The organism is Pseudomonas haemolytica, assembly GCF_009659625.1.
Taxonomy (GTDB): Bacteria; Pseudomonadota; Gammaproteobacteria; order Pseudomonadales; family Pseudomonadaceae; genus Aquipseudomonas; species Aquipseudomonas haemolytica.
In genome coordinates this window covers 12,191-29,110 of the sequence record NZ_VOIW01000008.1, presented here as the reverse complement: position 1 = coordinate 29,110, position 16,920 = coordinate 12,191, and the positions used below count along the sequence as shown (strand labels likewise).

At 59.5% G+C, this 16,920-nt stretch carries 16 protein-coding genes; 10 read left to right on the top strand and 6 right to left on the bottom strand.

Features of this window, described 5'->3' with window-relative positions:
• The first annotated feature begins 17 nt into the window (after window positions 1-17).
• Window positions 18-659, top strand: a complete 642-nt coding sequence (locus tag FRT59_RS23935) for an oxidoreductase (RefSeq protein WP_153872564.1) — start codon at window positions 18-20, stop codon at window positions 657-659.
• Between the two features lie 68 nt (window positions 660-727).
• Here the strand turns inward: FRT59_RS23935 and FRT59_RS23930 are convergent, their stop codons facing one another.
• The 5 genes from FRT59_RS23930 to FRT59_RS23910 form a co-directional block, all read right to left on the bottom strand.
• On the bottom strand, window positions 728-1,012 hold the full coding sequence (locus FRT59_RS23930; protein WP_034117721.1) for a YceK/YidQ family lipoprotein: 285 nt from the start codon (window positions 1,010-1,012) through the stop codon (window positions 728-730).
• Entirely contained in the window at window positions 1,005-1,634 is a 630-nt protein-coding gene (ubiX, locus tag FRT59_RS23925) for a flavin prenyltransferase UbiX (RefSeq protein ID WP_034117720.1), read from the bottom strand. Before ubiX ends, FRT59_RS23930 begins: the two co-directional genes overlap by 8 nt.
• The gene (gene mpl, locus FRT59_RS23920; protein ID WP_034117719.1) at window positions 1,631-2,980 is read right to left on the bottom strand and encodes a UDP-N-acetylmuramate:L-alanyl-gamma-D-glutamyl-meso-diaminopimelate ligase; all 1,350 of its coding nucleotides are present in this window, start codon (window positions 2,978-2,980) and stop codon (window positions 1,631-1,633) included. The genes ubiX and mpl overlap by 4 nt, the downstream gene beginning before the upstream one ends.
• Before the next feature lie 246 nt (window positions 2,981-3,226).
• Window positions 3,227-4,321, bottom strand: coding sequence for a hypothetical protein (locus FRT59_RS27320; RefSeq protein WP_233094245.1), 1,095 nt, complete (start codon window positions 4,319-4,321; stop codon window positions 3,227-3,229).
• A gap of 340 nt (window positions 4,322-4,661) precedes the next feature.
• Window positions 4,662-6,575, bottom strand: a complete 1,914-nt coding sequence (locus FRT59_RS23910; protein WP_153872563.1) for a sigma-54-dependent Fis family transcriptional regulator — start codon at window positions 6,573-6,575, stop codon at window positions 4,662-4,664.
• A 272-nt stretch (window positions 6,576-6,847) separates the two neighbouring features.
• On the opposite strand from FRT59_RS23910, the gene exaC reads away from it, so the two are divergent.
• The 9 genes from exaC to FRT59_RS23865 all read left to right on the top strand — a co-directional run bounded on the left by exaC (window position 6,848) and on the right by FRT59_RS23865 (window position 16,192).
• Window positions 6,848-8,368, top strand: a complete 1,521-nt coding sequence (gene exaC / locus FRT59_RS23905) for an acetaldehyde dehydrogenase ExaC (RefSeq protein ID WP_034117717.1) — start codon at window positions 6,848-6,850, stop codon at window positions 8,366-8,368.
• 142 nt (window positions 8,369-8,510) lie between these two features.
• The gene (gene eat, locus FRT59_RS23900) at window positions 8,511-9,944 is read left to right on the top strand and encodes an ethanolamine permease (RefSeq protein WP_153872562.1); all 1,434 of its coding nucleotides are present in this window, start codon (window positions 8,511-8,513) and stop codon (window positions 9,942-9,944) included.
• Window positions 9,945-10,008: 64 nt separating this feature from the next.
• Entirely contained in the window at window positions 10,009-11,403 is a 1,395-nt protein-coding gene (locus tag FRT59_RS23895; protein ID WP_153839467.1) for an ethanolamine ammonia-lyase subunit EutB, read from the top strand.
• Window positions 11,400-12,236 carry an ethanolamine ammonia-lyase subunit EutC gene (gene eutC, locus FRT59_RS23890; protein ID WP_153839468.1) on the top strand — a complete coding sequence of 279 codons (837 nt, stop codon included), beginning with the start codon at window positions 11,400-11,402 and terminating at the stop codon, window positions 12,234-12,236. The genes FRT59_RS23895 and eutC overlap by 4 nt, the downstream gene beginning before the upstream one ends.
• Window positions 12,237-12,325: 89 nt before the next feature.
• Window positions 12,326-12,784 carry a GNAT family N-acetyltransferase gene (locus FRT59_RS23885; RefSeq protein WP_034117713.1) on the top strand — a complete coding sequence of 153 codons (459 nt, stop codon included), beginning with the start codon at window positions 12,326-12,328 and terminating at the stop codon, window positions 12,782-12,784.
• A 306-nt stretch (window positions 12,785-13,090) separates the two neighbouring features.
• Complete coding sequence (locus FRT59_RS23880) at window positions 13,091-13,747, top strand: DedA family protein (RefSeq protein ID WP_003194521.1); 657 nt, start codon at window positions 13,091-13,093, stop codon at window positions 13,745-13,747.
• Between the two features lie 6 nt (window positions 13,748-13,753).
• Window positions 13,754-14,569, top strand: coding sequence for a M90 family metallopeptidase (locus tag FRT59_RS23875; protein WP_153872561.1), 816 nt, complete (start codon window positions 13,754-13,756; stop codon window positions 14,567-14,569).
• A 108-nt stretch (window positions 14,570-14,677) separates the two neighbouring features.
• Window positions 14,678-15,205, top strand: a complete 528-nt coding sequence (ppa, locus tag FRT59_RS23870) for an inorganic diphosphatase (RefSeq protein ID WP_003176323.1) — start codon at window positions 14,678-14,680, stop codon at window positions 15,203-15,205.
• A gap of 213 nt (window positions 15,206-15,418) precedes the next feature.
• The gene (locus FRT59_RS23865; RefSeq protein ID WP_153872560.1) at window positions 15,419-16,192 is read left to right on the top strand and encodes a LexA family transcriptional regulator; all 774 of its coding nucleotides are present in this window, start codon (window positions 15,419-15,421) and stop codon (window positions 16,190-16,192) included.
• Between the two features lie 300 nt (window positions 16,193-16,492).
• Here the strand turns inward: FRT59_RS23865 and FRT59_RS23860 are convergent, their stop codons facing one another.
• Window positions 16,493-16,729 carry a hypothetical protein gene (locus FRT59_RS23860; protein ID WP_153872559.1) on the bottom strand — a complete coding sequence of 79 codons (237 nt, stop codon included), beginning with the start codon at window positions 16,727-16,729 and terminating at the stop codon, window positions 16,493-16,495.
• Window positions 16,730-16,920: the final 191 nt, after the last annotated feature.

Sequence of the window (16,920 nt, the reverse complement as noted above, 5' to 3'; positions counted from 1 at the left end):
ACCAAGGGGGAAACACCATGTACCTGACACCTCAGCACATCTTGCTGGCCGGGGCCTCCGGGCTGACTGGCGAGCACCTGCTCGACCGCCTGCTCAACGAACCCACGGTGACCCGCGTACTGGCACCCAGCCGCAAGCCGCTGGCTGAACATCCACGCCTGGAGAACCCCGTGGGCGACCCGGCAGTGTTCCTGCCGCAACTGAGCGGCCAAGTGGATATTGCCTTCTGCTGCCTGGGCACCACCATCAAGCAGGCGGGTTCCGAAGCGGCGTTCCGCGCCGTCGACCTGGACATGGTCGTGGCGTTCGCCAAGCGCGCACGGGAACTGGGTGCGCGACACTTGATCGTTATCAGCGCCATTGGCGCCGACCCGAAATCCTCGATTTTCTACAACCGGGTCAAAGGGGAAATGGAACAGACACTCAAGGCCCAGGACTGGCCGCAACTGACCATCGTGCGGCCCTCGTTGCTGCTGGGGGAACGGCTGGAACCGCGCCTGGCCGAACAACTGGCCGGGCCGTTGTCGCGCTTGATTCCAGGCAAGTACCACGGTATCGAAGTCTGCGAACTGGCCCGCGCCATGTGGCGACTGGCGCTGGAAGAGCAGGATGGGGTGCGGGTGGTGGAATCGGATGAGTTGCGCAAGCTCGGTAAATAACCCGGTTCAGAGTCCTGACACAGATCAAAAATGTGGGAGCGGGCTCTAGTCGCCGAAAAGATCGGGGATCAGAGCCCGCCCGTGGCGTTGAAGCCGACGCCCAGCACGGTCAATAACGACAATGGCAACAACAGCGTGTCGAGCAACGCACTGGCCGGCAGGTCAATATGGGGATAACTCGGCGCCTCGGCGCCAAACCTGTCCTTGGCGCAACACCCCCCATTAATCGCGTACAGATCCAGGCGTGTGCCGGCATACACCACCGGCGCGCCCGGTTGCGCGGCATCCAGCGTACGCGCCGTGGCGCAGCCCGTCAGTTGCAACACCAGTAATACCAGCAGCGCTTTATTCATCGCCGCCCAAATGGTGTTCGCCCCAACGCGGCAGCATGTCCTGAGGAATATTCAGCAGGTTGAGAATGCGTGCCACCACAAAATCCACCAGGTCATCGATGGTTTGCGGCTGGTGATAGAAGCCCGGCGACGCCGGCAAAATGGTCACGCCCATGTTCGATAACTTGAGCATGTGCTCCAGGTGAATACTTGAATACGGCGCTTCACGCGGCACCAGGATCAACTGGCGACGCTCCTTCAACGTCACGTCCGCCGCCCGTTCGATCAGGTTGTTGCAAGCCCCCGTGGCAATCGCCGACAGGGTGCCGGTGGAACACGGCACCACCACCATCGCAGCCGGCGCACCGGAACCGGAAGCCACGGGCGACATCCAGTCTTCCTTGCCGTAGACCTTGATCTGGCCCGCCGCTGCGCCGGTGTACTCGGTGAGGAACGCTTGCATCGTCTGCACTTTCGGCGGTAACGCCACATCGGTTTCAGTCGCCAGCACCAACTGCGCTGCCTTGGAAATCAGGAAGTGCACCTCCCGGTCTTCACGCACCAGGCAATCGAGCAGACGCAGGCCATAGGGCGCGCCGGATGCGCCGGTCATCGCCAGGGTGACGCGTTCCGGCCCGCTCATTTCAACGCCTCGGCCAACTTGCCATGCAAGCCGCCGAAGCCACCGTTGCTCATGATCACCACATGGGTGCCCGGCTTGGCCTGATGCTTGACGTGCTCAATGATGGCTTCCAGGGAATCACACACTATCGACGGTACCGTGCACAACGCCGCAATCGCCGGCAGGTCCCAGCCGAGGTTGGCCGGTGCATACCACACCACTTGGTCGGCATCGTTGACGCTTTCGGGCAAACCGTCACGGTGCGCACCCAGCTTCATGGAGTTGGAGCGCGGCTCGATGATCGCAATGATCTGGGCATCGCCAACGCGCTTGCGCAGGCCATCCAGGGTGGTGGCAATCGCCGTTGGGTGGTGGGCAAAGTCGTCGTAGATGGTAATCCCATTCACGTCAGCAACTTTCTCCATGCGCCGTTTCACGCTTTTGAATGCGCTCAATGCCGCAATGCCCATGGCAGGCACCACACCGACATGCCGGGCGGCCGCCAGGGTCACCAGCGCATTGGCGACATTGTGCTGGCCAGTCATGCCCCAATCGACGATGCCTTGGGCCTCGCCTTCGAACAGCACTTCAAATCGAGAACCGTCGTCGCTGAGCAATTTGACTTGCCACTGGCCGCCCGTGCCGGTGGTCTGCACCGGAGTCCAGCAGCCCATGTCGATCACCCGCTGCAAGGCTGGCTCGGTGGTCGGATAAATGACCAGGCCTTCGCTTGGGATGGTACGCACCAAGTGGTGAAACTGCCGCTCGATGGCGGGCAGATCGGGGAAGATGTCGGCGTGATCAAACTCGAGGTTATTCAGGATCGCCGTGCGCGGGCGGTAGTGAACGAACTTGGAGCGCTTATCAAAAAAGGCACTGTCGTATTCATCCGCTTCAATCACGAAAAAGGGCGTATCGCCCAGGCGCGCCGAGACCGAGAAGTTCTGCGGCACGCCGCCAATCAGGAAGCCCGGGCTCATGCCCGCATGTTCCAGCACCCAGGCCAGCATACTGCTGGTGGTGGTCTTGCCGTGGGTGCCGGCCACCGCGAGTACCCAGCGACCTTGCAGCACATGGTCCGCCAGCCACTGTGGGCCGGAGACATAAGGCAAGCCTTTATTCAGTACATACTCGACCGCCGGGTTGCCGCGGGACATGGCATTGCCAATCACCACCAGATCGGGGGCCGGGTCGAATTGCGCCGGATCGTAGCCCTGAGTCAGCTCAATGCCCTGGGCCTCGAGTTGCGTGCTCATGGGCGGGTAAACGTTGGCGTCGGAGCCGGTGACATGATGGCCCAGCTCTTTGGCCAGGACCGCCATCGAGCCCATGAATGTGCCGCAAATACCGAGAATATGAATGTGCATAGTCGACCTCGTAAAACATCGAGGCAGGTTAGCGCAGGGAGGGGGAAATCGCACTCTTTTAGCGATTAGCGCGGTGTCTTTACCGACGCGGTCGCGGCTATCGTGCACCCACGATCGGGGATTCCCCCCAACTCTTTTTCTGCCAATCAATCAACGGCAACCAAGCCCGGTGTCAGGCCGTTTCGGTACAACACCGGGCTTGGTACTTTGCACTCAGACGACCCAATAACACCCGACAGGCGTCTTTCAAGCTATCGATTGATTGTCCTGCACCTCTAACATCCGAATAGCCGTTATTCTGCCAATACCTTTATTGATCGTGTCGTTCCTTTTATCAAGCGCACTCAAACGCTCAGTGACACTTTTGGGCGTAGCCGCAGACTCATCTTTATAGGGTTTGAAAACAAAATCATTTTCCTCGGCAAACGCTGCCAGGTTGTTCTCTGCAGCCATGTATTGTTTTTCAATAGTGTCCAGGCGTGCATTGATTTCAGTTGGCCAGTTCGGATGTTTACCAAGAGCATTGCCCTCTCCTCCCTCAACCAGCGCCTGAATCGTATTCACCGCAAACACCATTTTCAGCTCAGCATTATCCAAACGTAAGTTAATGATTTCGGCATCCTGCTCACCCGTCCGATCTTGCCCTGCCGTAACACCATTGGTTTGCTGGCTCGGGGCCGGTTGGTGGGCCGGGGGTAGCAAGGGGGTATTGGCACTGAAGCTGCCTTTGATGTGCTCGCCAGACCAAACCGAGCCCGCGTACGTACCGATACTCAGCGGCGTGCTGACCAGCCCGTTTACAGAAGCGTTCACAAACGCATCACGCGTAACGGTTTTCAACGAGGAGTCAGTTTTAAACACACCGGCCTTGACCAAGCGATCAGCCGCCACCAGGTTGGTTGCCACATCACCGAACGTCGAGGGTTTGGTCACCACAGGTTTGACTGGCCCACTGAGTGGTGAGCCCGGATGCTGCGTCCTGAATACAAGGTTCCTGAAATTACTGATCGCATTGCTGTTCTGGCTGCCATCGACCGGGCGCGTGGGAATCGTTGGCTTGGGCCTGAATATACCAGTGGTGCCGTTTGGAACATCGATCTTCGGTGGCTTTGGCCGCGGGAAAATCCGTGGAAAGCCCGGAAGTTTTATCCCCCGCTTAACACGCGCAGAACCCTCAGGCGAATTTTCGCCAGCCGTGTGTGCATCGCTGGGCGTCTGGGCAGTCGGGTTATTCAGGTCTGACGTACTTTCCGTACTTTTGGGTGCCGGCGGGTTGTGTGCGCCGACTATTGGATTAGTTACATGCAAAGTGGCTGAAACAGGAAAACCTGAAATACTCATATCGTCACCTTTTATTATAGAAACATCACAAACACATTAACTCACCACTAACATCAAACTCCTTGAGTTACCGAGCTTCCTTCCCTTCTAAGTATTAAATAACCCTAATCCAGTTCCACTCGGCACACAAACACAAACAACCAGCCACTACACCCCTGAAAACCAAACAATTTCCAACGATGACACAACTGCCAAACTTATAAAAACAGAATAAGGATATTAAACAGTATGACATCTGTTCAATGCGCCGCGATTCGCCCCGCCCTCTCATACGAAAAGAGCGGAACAAGCGAATGATTTGGTAAAGCCGTAAAAGAGAGGGCAGTGCCCATGAGACTACTCAGCCGGCTGAGCGCAAAGCGATTCCATGCTTACGCAGCTTGCGGTACAGGGTGTTGCGGCTGACGCCTAACTGCTCCGCTGCGAGGGTCATATGCCAACGTTGCTGCTCCAATGTGGCAAGCAGTGCCAAACGCTCGGCATCTTCCAACGGTTGCTTGCCCCGTTGCAGGGAAATGGGCGCCTGGTGGAAAGCGTGGCGAATCATCGCGGGTAAATCGATCAATCCTACCCGCCCCCCCTCACACAGTGCAGCCAAGGTGCGCAACACCGTACGCAATTGTCGGACATTACCCGGCCAGGAAAACTCAAGCAGGGCCTGACGCGCATCGGCCTCCAGCACGACCGCCTGCCCTTGTGCTTCTTGTGCCAGTAGAAAATCCAACAACTGAGGTTTGTCACTGCGTTCACGCAGCGCCGGCAAGGTAACTTCCAGGCCGTTGAGACGGTAGTACAAGTCTTCACGGAAGGCGCCGCTGGCAACTCGCGCCAGCAAATCACGGTGGGTCGCGCTGATGATGCGCACGTTCACCGATTGCGGTTCGCCGCCGATGGGCACCACAATCCGGTCTTCCAACACCCTTAACAAGCGAGTCTGCAAAGCCAGGGGCATATCGCCAATTTCATCGAGGAACAAGGTGCCGCCGTCAGCCTGCTGCAACTTGCCACGCATGCCTTCTTTGAGAGCGCCGGTGAAACTGCCCCCACGGTAGCCAAACAACTCACTCTCGATCAGGCTTTCCGCAATGGCGGCGCAGTTGAGCGCGACAAAGGGCTTATCGGCACGTTGGCTGGCTTGGTGCACGGCCTTGGCGAAGGCTTCTTTGCCAGAACCGGTTTCACCGTTGACCAGCAGCGGAACGTCACGCTCGAACACCCGCAACGCCTTGCGAAACTCATTTTGCAAGGCGGGGTCACCCAGGCAGATTCCTGGCAAGGGTGATGCTTCGGGCAACGGGGTCACGACTGGCGACACGCTGCGTGGCTGACCGCGCAGCGCAGCGAACAAATGCCGACCATCGAGCGTACGCAACGGCCAACTGGCCGTAGCATTGGCACTGGCACGACCGAGCAGTTGGTCCAGGGAGCAATCGAAAAACGCCTCCACCGGTTGCCCCAGCAAACCACCACGCAGCTGCCCCAACAAGTTCAGTGCACTCTGGTTGACCGCGCAGATGCGCCCTTCACCATCAAACGCCAGCAGCCCCTCACTGAACAGGCCCACCGACTCGGCCTGCAGGTGAAAACGCAGCATCCAATGATGCTCAAAATGGCGCAGGAAGTAGCAACTCTCGATCATCTTCGCCGACAGGTTCACCAGCGCCATGGTGTGGAACTGGCTTTGGCGCGATACCGCTTCGCGCGCCGACGATACGTCCAGCACAGCCAGCAGTTCACCGTGCGGGTCGAACACCGGGCTCGCCGAGCAGGTCAGCCCGGTATGGCGGCCGCGAAAATGCTCATCACGGTGAATGGTCAAGGATTGGCGTTCCACCAGGCACGTGCCGATACCATTGGTGCCTTCGCAGGCCTCACTCCAGTCCGCGCCCAGCCACAGCCCGGCACGCTCGAAGATTTTGCGCTCGGAGGGCGCGGTGACACAGTTGAGTATCACGCCCCGCGCATCGGTGAGCAGTACCGCATGGCCGGCGCCCGAGAGCTGTTGATGCAGGCTGTTCATCTCGCTGCCGGCGATCTGCAATACTTGCCGCAGGCGTTCGCGGCTTTCCAACAGCCGACCATGTTCGAGCACAGTGGGAGCGATGGTCTGAGCAGGGTCGAGGTGGTAGTCCTCCAGGCAGCGCAGCCAGGAACGGGCGATGGACGGATCGCTGCCAGGCCCTTGGGAAAGCTCTTGCCCGCGGGTGACGGTCAAGACCTGCTGGGCATGGCGACTGAAATGATCGTTATGCATGTTCTTATTATTCTCTCTGCGTGAGAACGCCCAGCATCCCCCAGCCATCCCACCATTGCAATCCCGGGCCGACCCGCCGGTCACAGGCCGTAGCGTTTATGGCACAAACTGTCACACCGACTGTATCGCAAGGGTGACAGCAACGCCTTGCAACAAAGCCCAACCCCTTGATTTACCTAGCCTGCACAGCAGTGGCCCGGCCCTTGCTCTACGCTTTATAACGCGCTTGCCGCGCTGTACTCCAATAAACATAAAAGCAGGAGATGCCCACCATGCGTTATGCACACCCCGGTACTGAAGGCGCCATCGTTTCGTTCAAGGCCAAATACGGCAACTATATTGGCGGCGAATTCGTCGCACCGGTCGATGGCAACTATTTCACCAACACCTCGCCGGTCAACGGCAAACCCATCGCAGAATTCCCGCGCTCCACCGCCAAAGACATCGACAAAGCGCTGGACGCCGCCCACGCCGCGGCTGACGCCTGGGGCAAGACCTCGGCTCAGGATCGCTCGCTGGTGCTGCTGAAAATCGCCGACCGTATCGAACAGAACCTTGAGCTGCTGGCGGTCACCGAAACCTGGGACAACGGCAAGGCCGTACGCGAAACCCTCAACGCCGATATCCCCTTGGCCGCCGACCACTTCCGCTACTTCGCCGGCTGCATCCGTGCCCAGGAAGGCAGCAGCGCCGAAATCAACGAGCTCACCGCCGCGTACCACTTCCACGAGCCGCTGGGCGTGGTCGGCCAGATCATCCCGTGGAACTTCCCGCTGCTGATGGCCGCGTGGAAACTCGCCCCGGCCCTGGCCGCCGGCAACTGTGTGGTGCTCAAGCCCGCCGAGCAAACGCCGCTGGGCATCAACGTACTGATGGAACTCATCGGCGACCTGCTGCCGCCGGGCGTACTCAACGTGGTACACGGTTTCGGTAAAGAAGCCGGTGAAGCCCTGGCCACCAGCAAGCGCATCGCCAAGATCGCCTTCACCGGCTCCACACCTGTGGGCTCGCACATCATGCATGCGGCGGCCGAGAACATCATTCCGTCCACGGTCGAGTTGGGCGGCAAGTCGCCGAACATCTTCTTCGCCGACATCATGAAAGCCGAACCGCAATTCATCGAAAAGGCCGCCGAAGGCTTGGTGCTGGCGTTCTTCAACCAGGGTGAAGTGTGCACCTGCCCATCCCGTGCGCTGGTGGAAGAGTCGATCTACGACGACTTCATGAAAGTGGTGATGAAGAAGGTCGAGTCAATCAAACGTGGCGACCCGCTGGACACCGACACCATGGTCGGCGCCCAGGCGTCCGAGCAGCAGTTCGACAAGATCCTGTCCTACCTGGAAATCGCCAAGGGCGAAGGCGCGCAGCTGCTGACCGGTGGCAAGGTCGAGAAGCTCACGGGCGACCTCGCCACCGGCTATTACATCCAGCCGACCCTGCTCAAGGGCACCAACGAAATGCGCGTGTTCCAGGAAGAAATCTTCGGCCCGGTAGTGAGCATCACGACCTTCAAGGACGAAGCCGAAGCCCTGGCGATCGCCAACGACACCGAGTTCGGCCTGGGCGCCGGCCTGTGGACCCGCGACATCAACCGCGCCTACCGCATGGGCCGGGCGATCAAGGCCGGCCGCGTGTGGACCAACTGCTACCACCTGTACCCGGCGCATGCCGCGTTTGGCGGTTACAAGAAGTCGGGCGTGGGGCGTGAGACGCACAAGATGATGTTGGATCACTACCAGCAGACCAAGAACTTGCTGGTGAGCTACGACATTAATCCGTTGGGTTTCTTCTAACTAACGAGCCGCTCCCACATTTGAAATGCAATCAAATGTGGGAGCAAGCCCCCTCCCACATTTGGATCTTCATCAGTATTTGCGATGCGCATTCGGCACACAGAGGCCGAGTTAAAACAATAAGAATGAAAGGTACTTTCCCATGCCTAGCGAACCCACAAGTTCATCTGTCGACTTCGAAAAAGTCGGCACCGACTACTTCCAACAACGCGAACTGAAAAAAGGTGCCGCCGGCTGGGTGCTGCTGGTTGGCCTTGGCGTTGCCTACGTGATCTCCGGCGACTACGCCGGCTGGAACTTCGGCCTGGCCCAAGGTGGCTGGGGCGGCATGTTCCTCGCCACATTGCTGATGGCGACGATGTACCTGTGCATGTGCTTTTCGCTTGCCGAACTGTCGTCCATGATCCCGACCGCTGGCGGTGGCTACGGTTTTGCCCGCAGTGCCTTTGGCCCTTGGGGCGGGTTCCTCACGGGCACTGCGATCCTGATCGAATATGCCATCGCTCCCGCCGCCATCGCAGTGTTTATCGGCGCCTACTGCGAGTCGCTGTTCGGCATCGGCGGCTGGATGATCTACCTGGCGTTCTACATCATCTTTATCGGCATCCATATCTTTGGCGTCGGTGAAGCCCTGAAGCTGATGTTCGTGATTACCGCCATCGCCGCGATTGCCCTGGGCGTGTTCCTGGTGTCGATGGTGCCGCACTTCAACGTCGCCAACCTGCTGGATATTCCGGTGACCGAAGCCAAGGGCGCCAGCAGCTTCCTGCCGTTCGGCTACGTCGGTGTGTGGGCCGCGATCCCCTATGCCATCTGGTTTTTCCTCGCGGTTGAAGGCGTGCCCCTGGCCGCCGAAGAAACCAAGAACCCGAAACGCGACCTGCCCCGCGGCCTGATCGGCGCCATTGTGGTGCTGACCAGCTTCGCCCTGTTGATCCTGGTGATCGCGCCGGGCGGTGCGGGCACCTACGCGCTGATCAAATCAGGCAACCCATTGGTTGAGGCGCTGGCGTTGTCCTATGGCGGTTCGACCTGGATGGGCAGCTTCGTCAACCTCGTGGGCCTGGCCGGTTTGATCGCGAGCTTTTTCTCGATTATCTACGCCTATTCGCGGCAGATCTTCGCCTTATCTCGCGCTGGCTACCTGCCGCGCAAACTGTCCGAAACCAACAAAAGCAAGGCGCCTGTGCTGGCGTTGGTGATCCCCGGGATCATCGGCTTCGGCCTGTCGCTGACCGGCCAGGGTGACTTGCTGATCCTGGTGGCGGTGTTTGGCGCGACGATTTCCTACGTACTGATGATGGCTGCGCACATCACCCTGCGCATCCGCCGCCCCAAAATGGACCGTCCTTACCGCACGCCGGGCGGCATCTTCACCTCGGGCGTGGCCTTGGTATTGGCCTGCGTGGCCGTGGTGGCGGGCTTCCTGGTGGATCCACGCGTGGTGATTGGCGCCGCGATCATCTATGGAGTATTAATTGCTTACTTTGCTTTCTACAGCCGGCATCACTTGGTAGCAGGCACGCCAGAAGAAGAGTTCGCGGCGATCCAGGCCGCAGAGGCCGCCTTGCACTGATTGCCGAAAACCTCGACGCGGGCACCTCGCGCACAGCGTGCCCGCGCCACCAAGGAGACACTGTATGGCAAGCTTTTCCCACGCGGTGGGTGCACACACCTACCGCTTCGACGACCTCAAGGACGTGATGGCCAAGGCCAGCCCGGCACGCTCCGGGGACTTCCTCGCCGGTGTCGCCGCACAGAACGACGGCGAACGGGTAGCCGCGCAGATGGCGCTGGCGAATATCCCGCTCAAGCACTTCCTGCAGGAAGTGCTGATCCCTTATGAAAGCGATGAAGTCACCCGGCTGATCATCGACACCCACGATAAACAGGCGTTTGCGCCGGTCAGCCACCTCACCGTCGGCGGCCTGCGTGACTGGCTGCTCAGCGATGCGGCCGATGAACAATCCCTGCGCGCATTAGCGCCAGGGCTGACACCGGAAATGGCTGCCGCCGTGTCCAAGATCATGCGCGTGCAGGATTTGGTGCTGGTGGCGCAAAAGATCCGCGTGGTCACCCAGTTTCGCGGCACCCTGGGCCTGCGCGGGCGTTTATCCACGCGCTTGCAGCCCAACCACCCCACCGACGAACCGGCGGGCATTGCCGCGAGCATTCTCGACGGCCTGCTCTACGGCAATGGCGACGCCATGATCGGCATCAACCCGGCCACCGACAGCATCGCCTCGATCTGCGCCATGCTGGAAATGCTCGACGCGATCATCCAGCGCTACGAGATCCCCACCCAAGCGTGTGTGCTGACCCACGTCACCACCTCCATCGAGGCGATCAACCGTGGCGTCCCGCTGGACCTGGTGTTCCAGTCGATTGCCGGCACCGAGGCCGCCAACGCCAGTTTCGGTATCAGCCTGAGCGTGCTGCAAGAGGGGTACGACGCCGGCTTGAGCCTCAAGCGCGGCACCCTGGGCCAGAACCTGATGTATTTCGAAACCGGCCAGGGCAGCGCCTTGTCGGCCAATGCGCATTTTGGCGTCGACCAGCAAACTTGCGAAACCCGTGCGTACGCGGTGGCCCGGCACTTCAAGCCATTCCTGGTGAACACCGTGGTCGGTTTTATCGGCCCGGAGTACCTGTACAACGGCAAGCAGATCATCCGCGCCGGCCTCGAAGACCACTTCTGCGGCAAGTTGCTTGGCGTGCCCATGGGTTGCGACATCTGCTACACCAACCACGCCGAAGCCGACCAGGACGACATGGACACCCTGCTGACCCTGCTGGGCGTGGCCGGCATCAACTTCATCATGGGCATCCCCGGCTCTGACGACATCATGCTCAACTACCAGACCACCTCGTTCCACGACGCCTTGTACGCCCGGCAAACATTGGGTTTAAAACCGGCACCGGAGTTTGAACAGTGGCTGGCGAAAATGGGCATCTTTACGCAAGCCGACGGCAAGGTGCATTTTGGCAACAGCCTGCCGCCAGCGTTTCGCCATGCCTTGGCGCAATTGGGATGAAGGAGCCGACTGTGCAACCAGAACTGCCTGACAACCCCTGGCTGGAATTGCGCCGCCTGACCCCGGCGCGCATTGCCCTGGGCCGCACTGGCACCAGCATTCCCACCAACGCCCAGTTGGACTTCCAGTTTGCCCACGCCCAGGCGCGGGACGCGGTGCACCTGCCCTTCGATCACGCCGGGCTCAGCAGCCAATTCGCCGAACGCGGCCGCGACAGCCTGTTGCTGCACAGCGCCGCCGTAGACCGGCATATGTACCTGCAGCGCCCGGACCTTGGGCGGCGCCTGAGTGATGAGTCGGCCCAGACTTTGCGCGACTACGCGTTGGCACACCCCGGTGGCGTGGACTTGGCCATCGTGGTCGCCGATGGCCTGTCGGCGCTGGCCGTGCATAAACATACCGCGCCATTTCTGGCGCGCCTGGAGGAACAGACCCACGCCGAAGGCTGGTCCTTATCGCCAGTAATTCTGGTGGAACAGGGCCGCGTGGCGGTGGCCGATGAGATCGGCCAACTGCTGGGAGCCAAGATGGTGGTGATCCTGATCGGCGAGCGGCCGGGGCTCAGCTCGCCGGACAGCCTGGGCCTGTATTTCACCTACAACCCCAAGGTCGGTCTCACCGACGCCTATCGCAACTGTATCTCCAATGTGCGGCTCGAAGGCTTGAGTTACGGCATGGCGGCTCATCGCCTGCTGTACTTGATGCGAGAGGCGTGTCGGCGGCAGTTGTCGGGGGTCAACCTTAAGGATGAGGCGCAGGTTCAGACCCTCGAATCCGACGATCCGGACCTGATGAAGGGCAATTTCCTGCTCAGCCCACCGGATGACCAATAGCGGCACGATTGCGCTTTTTGGCGTCATTAGGCAGCATCAAGTCACGGCCGCTCGTGTGGTCATACCCCATTTGGAAGTTGAGGCCTGGCATGCGGATTACTCAAGCGACCCTGGAACACCTGGACCTGCTGACCCCGTTGTTCGTCAAATACCGTGAGTTCTACGGGGCCCTGCCGTTCCCGGACTCATCCCGGGCGTTCCTGGAAAAGCGCCTGCGGCGTAAGGAGTCGGTGATCTACCTGGCCCTGGCCGACGATGATGACAAGCGGCTGCTGGGATTTTGCCAGCTGTATCCGAGCTTTTCTTCGTTGTCGCTTAAACGGGTGTGGATCCTCAACGACATCTATGTGGCCGAGGACGCGCGTCGGCAATTGGTGGCCGACAACCTGATGCGCACGGCGAAGAAGATGGCCAAGGAAACCCATGCGGTGCGATTGCGCGTGTCCACCAGCAGCGACAATGACGTGGCGCAGAAGACCTATGAGTCCATAGGCTTTCGTGAAGACACCGAGTTCAAGAACTATGTGTTGCCGATCAACGAAGAGTGACCCAATCCCCCCAAACACTTCAGATCCCCTGTGGGAGGGGGCTTGCTCCCGATTGCGGGGTGTCAGTTAACGAATTTGTCCCTGACCCACCGCAATTGGGAGCAAGCCCCTTCCCACAAAAAACCAATCCCGACCGCTTCACACTTTCGCGACACTCCCCGCTACAAAAGCAACACGCTTTTCACCGTTCAATCCGTATAATGCCGACCTTTCAGGGTTGTAAGAACCGCGACAATTACTTGTAGCCTTATTGCCCGAGCTTCCGCACAGGCCTGCTGAGCCGGGCCATTCACACAGGTGCCATCCATGGATTTCAACCCGCTAGACCTTATCCTGCATCTCGACGTCTACCTCGACATGCTGGTAACCAATTACGGTCCGTGGATCTACGCCATTCTGTTCCTGGTTATTTTTTGCGAAACCGGCCTGGTGGTCATGCCCTTCCTGCCGGGTGATTCCCTGCTGTTCATCGCCGGTGCCGTAGCGGCCGGTGGCGGTATGGACCCGGTATTACTGGCAGGCCTGCTGATGCTGGCAGCGATCCTTGGTGACAGCACCAACTACGTCATAGGACGAACGGCCGGCGAGCGCTTGTTCAGCAACCCTAATTCGAAGATTTTCCGTCGCGATTACCTGCAAAAAACCCACGACTTCTACGACAAGCACGGCGGCAAGACTGTGACCCTGGCGCGCTTCCTGCCGATCCTGCGCACCTTCGCGCCGTTCGTCGCCGGCGTGGCCAAAATGCCGTATCCGCGCTTCTTCGGTTTCAGCGTGCTGGGCACCATCCTCTGGGTTGGCGGCCTGGTGACCCTGGGTTACTTCTTCGGCAACGTGCCATTTATCAAGAAAAACCTGTCGCTGCTGGTGGTGTTCATCATCCTGCTGTCGCTGGTGCCGATGATCATTGGCGTGGTGCGCAGCCGCTTTGGCCGCACCTCCTCCGAAGCCAACCCGCACTGACCGCCAATGTGGTCCCTGAGCGCCTGGCGTCGCCGGCGCCTGCTGGCCAAGCACCCGATTGCCGATGACACCTGGCAGCGGGTGCGCCAGCACCTGACCTTCCTCGACGGCATCAGCGCCGAGCAAGACCAGTGGCTGCGCGAAGCCTGCGTGGTGTTCCTCGCCGAAAAACACCTCACCGCCCTGCCCGGCGTCGAATTGCACCAGGAACAACGCCTGCTGCTCGCCGCTCAAGCGCAATTGCCATTGATGAACCTCGGCGACCTCGACTGGTACCAGGGTTTCCATGAAATCGTGCTGTACCCCGACGACTTTCTCAGCCCGCAACGCCATCGCGATGCCAGCGGCGTCGAACATGAATGGGACGGCGAACACAGCGGCGAAGCCTGGCAACAAGGCCCGGTGATCCTCGCCTGGCCGGGCGTGCTCGGCAGCGGCCAGTGGGAAGGCTACAACCTGGTCATCCACGAACTGGCGCACAAGCTGGACATGCTCAACGGCGACGCCAACGGCCTGCCGCCGCTGCACCACGACATGCGCGTGCAGGAATGGGCCAGCGTGATGCAAGGCGCCTTCGATGACCTCAACCGCCAGCTCGACGCCAACCCGGACGCCGAGACAGCGATAGACCCCTACGCTGCGGAAAACCCGGCGGAATTCTTTGCCGTCACCAGCGAGTATTTCTTCAGTGCCCCGGATCTGCTGGTCGACAGCTATCCACAGGTGTACGCCCAACTCAGCCGCTTTTACCGCCAGGATCCGTTGGCGCGCCTGAATCAACTGCAAGCCAGCGACCCACGTTATCAGCCACACGGCGAATGACCGTACGACGCTTGGCGCATGGCATCGGCGTCAGAATATGCCTATAATCGCCGCCACTTTTAGGCCAATCCGGCCATGTCATATGGTCAACTACGGGGGCAACGCCCAATGAGCTACAGCAAGATTCCGGCGGGCAAAGACCTGCCGAACGACATCTACGTCGCGATCGAAATTCCGGCCAACCACGCGCCGATCAAATACGAAATCGACAAAGACAGCGACTGCCTGTTCGTTGACCGTTTCATGGCCACCCCGATGTTCTACCCGGCCAACTACGGTTTTATCCCTAACACCCTGGCTGACGACGGTGACCCCCTCGACGTACTGGTCGTGACCCCTTACCCGGTTACTCCAGGCTCGGTTATCCGCGCACGCCCAGTCGGCATCCTGAACATGACCGACGACGGCGGCGGCGATGCCAAAGTCATCGCAGTGCCACACGACAAGCTGTCCCAGCTGTACGTGGACGTGAAAGAATACACCGACCTGCCGCCACTGCTGCTGGAACAGATCAAGCACTTCTTCGAGAACTACAAAGACCTCGAAAAAGGCAAATGGGTGAAGATCGACGGTTGGGGCAACGCAGACGCCGCCCGCGCCGAGATCATGAAGTCGGTTGCCGCCTACAAAGGCTGATACCCGCGCCTCATTGCCACGGCAAACAAAAAAGCCCCGATCATTCGGGGCTTTTTTATGCGCAAGATTAAACATCAAGTTCAATGTTTATTTGAAAACGTTTAACTAAGGCGTACACCTGAAAGATCAGGCCACAACTAAGCCAAATCCTACATATGCAATTCAACGCATGGTTTATTTGATTAGACTTTCCGGCCAGTAAACTCTGCGTTTATGAATACATCAGGTGATCGTTTAAAAGCGCTACTTCGGGAAGTTCATCTTTCCGCCTCCGACTTCGCCAAGAACCGCGGCGTCACGCCTCAACACGTGAACAACTGGTTCAAACGCGGCGTCCCCATGGGCCGACTCAACGAGATCGCAGAACTGCTGTGCGTCTCCAGTCGCTGGCTAAGCGACGGCCGAGGCCCCAAACACCCGCCCGCCAACTACCTGTTGGAAGGCCCCGATGCAAGGAAAGCACTCGCCACCCGCGAAGACACTGGCAAATACCTCACAGGCCCCGCCTGCCGCCCGGAAAAAACCGACGTGGAGATCCCCCTCCACCCCACCTTCACCTCAACCGAACGCATCCGCCTCTCGCTGCACACCCTCGAAACCCTCAACGTAAACCCCAACCGCGCCGTAGGCGCCTACATGGTCGACAACAGCATGACCGACATCATCCAACAAGGCGCCACCCTCGCCATCGACCGCGGCCGCACCCAAATCATCGACGGCGAAATCTACGCCGTCGAACACGACGGCATGCTACGCATCAAATACCTCTACAACCGCCCCGGCGGAGGCCTGCGCATGCGCAGCCACAACGCCGCCGAACACCCGGACGAATACCTCAACCACGAAGAACGCTTCGAACAAAGCTTCAAGATCGTCGGCTGGGTATTCTGGTGGTCCACCCTCAACAACCGCCGCCCGCCCGTGCCGCTGGATGAACACCTGTTGGGCTGGGAAGGCTCTAAATCGGAACCGGAGGTGGGCAATTGAGGTGAATGTGGGTAGAATGCGCCGCACATTTGGCAGGGGGATGGCTTAGCTATTTGCCCTGTCAGGCGATGCGGAGGAGTTCCCGCGGATGCCCCTACTATTCAGCCTGACGCAATGTGGGCTGAGCGATTTGAAGGCTGGTGAGGTTTGTCAAAAACAAGCTGAGGCAGTCCCCGAGAAGCCGGCCACAAGCCGGCTTTTTAATGCCTGTAAGAATACAGTTCAATTGTCCAACAGCTGCTGGACAATTGAATGATCGAAAAGGCGGGCACGTATCGCCCCGCCTGCGTTCTATCCGCGTCACTTAGGCTGCAAACACTCCACAGCCCGGTCCGCCACCATCTTCGCCATCTCCACCAAATGCATCACCGCCCTCTGCGGCGCACCCAGCGGTTCCCCAAGCACCTGCGAAGTAGCCACTGCACGCTGCAGCAACTCAGCCACACGCACCCAAGCATCCTCGAAGCTCAGCTCTTCATTAACAGTAAATGGGTTAGGCCCACGCGAAGAAGGCATATCTGAAACAACGTTTTCCATGGCACAACTCCAATAAAAAGTGTGTACCAATCGAATCCGAGCGACTAAACCCGATCACTGGATGTGCAGTGACGATCCGCAGCCTAGTCGTGCATTTCCGCAGGCGCAAGCGGCTGGGATTCTCTAGGAAATGTCCCGCAAATGAAAGGTATCTAACCTGCTCGCACAACGAATTCGAGAACGCGGCAGGA

What these genes read in the sequence shown, in the direction of transcription:
- FRT59_RS23935 (WP_153872564.1), top strand. Translation starts at nt 18, where the DNA reads ATGTACCTGACACCTCAGCACATCTTGCTGGCCGGGGCCTCCGGGCTG.
- FRT59_RS23930 (WP_034117721.1), bottom strand. Translation starts at nt 1,012, where the DNA reads ATGAATAAAGCGCTGCTGGTATTACTGGTGTTGCAACTGACGGGCTGC.
- ubiX (WP_034117720.1), bottom strand. Translation starts at nt 1,634, where the DNA reads ATGAGCGGGCCGGAACGCGTCACCCTGGCGATGACCGGCGCATCCGGC.
- mpl (WP_034117719.1), bottom strand. Translation starts at nt 2,980, where the DNA reads ATGCACATTCATATTCTCGGTATTTGCGGCACATTCATGGGCTCGATG.
- FRT59_RS27320 (WP_233094245.1), bottom strand. Translation starts at nt 4,321, where the DNA reads ATGAGTATTTCAGGTTTTCCTGTTTCAGCCACTTTGCATGTAACTAAT.
- FRT59_RS23910 (WP_153872563.1), bottom strand. Translation starts at nt 6,575, where the DNA reads ATGCATAACGATCATTTCAGTCGCCATGCCCAGCAGGTCTTGACCGTC.
- exaC (WP_034117717.1), top strand. Translation starts at nt 6,848, where the DNA reads ATGCGTTATGCACACCCCGGTACTGAAGGCGCCATCGTTTCGTTCAAG.
- eat (WP_153872562.1), top strand. Translation starts at nt 8,511, where the DNA reads ATGCCTAGCGAACCCACAAGTTCATCTGTCGACTTCGAAAAAGTCGGC.
- FRT59_RS23895 (WP_153839467.1), top strand. Translation starts at nt 10,009, where the DNA reads ATGGCAAGCTTTTCCCACGCGGTGGGTGCACACACCTACCGCTTCGAC.
- eutC (WP_153839468.1), top strand. Translation starts at nt 11,400, where the DNA reads ATGAAGGAGCCGACTGTGCAACCAGAACTGCCTGACAACCCCTGGCTG.
- FRT59_RS23885 (WP_034117713.1), top strand. Translation starts at nt 12,326, where the DNA reads ATGCGGATTACTCAAGCGACCCTGGAACACCTGGACCTGCTGACCCCG.
- FRT59_RS23880 (WP_003194521.1), top strand. Translation starts at nt 13,091, where the DNA reads ATGGATTTCAACCCGCTAGACCTTATCCTGCATCTCGACGTCTACCTC.
- FRT59_RS23875 (WP_153872561.1), top strand. Translation starts at nt 13,754, where the DNA reads ATGTGGTCCCTGAGCGCCTGGCGTCGCCGGCGCCTGCTGGCCAAGCAC.
- ppa (WP_003176323.1), top strand. Translation starts at nt 14,678, where the DNA reads ATGAGCTACAGCAAGATTCCGGCGGGCAAAGACCTGCCGAACGACATC.
- FRT59_RS23865 (WP_153872560.1), top strand. Translation starts at nt 15,419, where the DNA reads ATGAATACATCAGGTGATCGTTTAAAAGCGCTACTTCGGGAAGTTCAT.
- FRT59_RS23860 (WP_153872559.1), bottom strand. Translation starts at nt 16,729, where the DNA reads ATGGAAAACGTTGTTTCAGATATGCCTTCTTCGCGTGGGCCTAACCCA.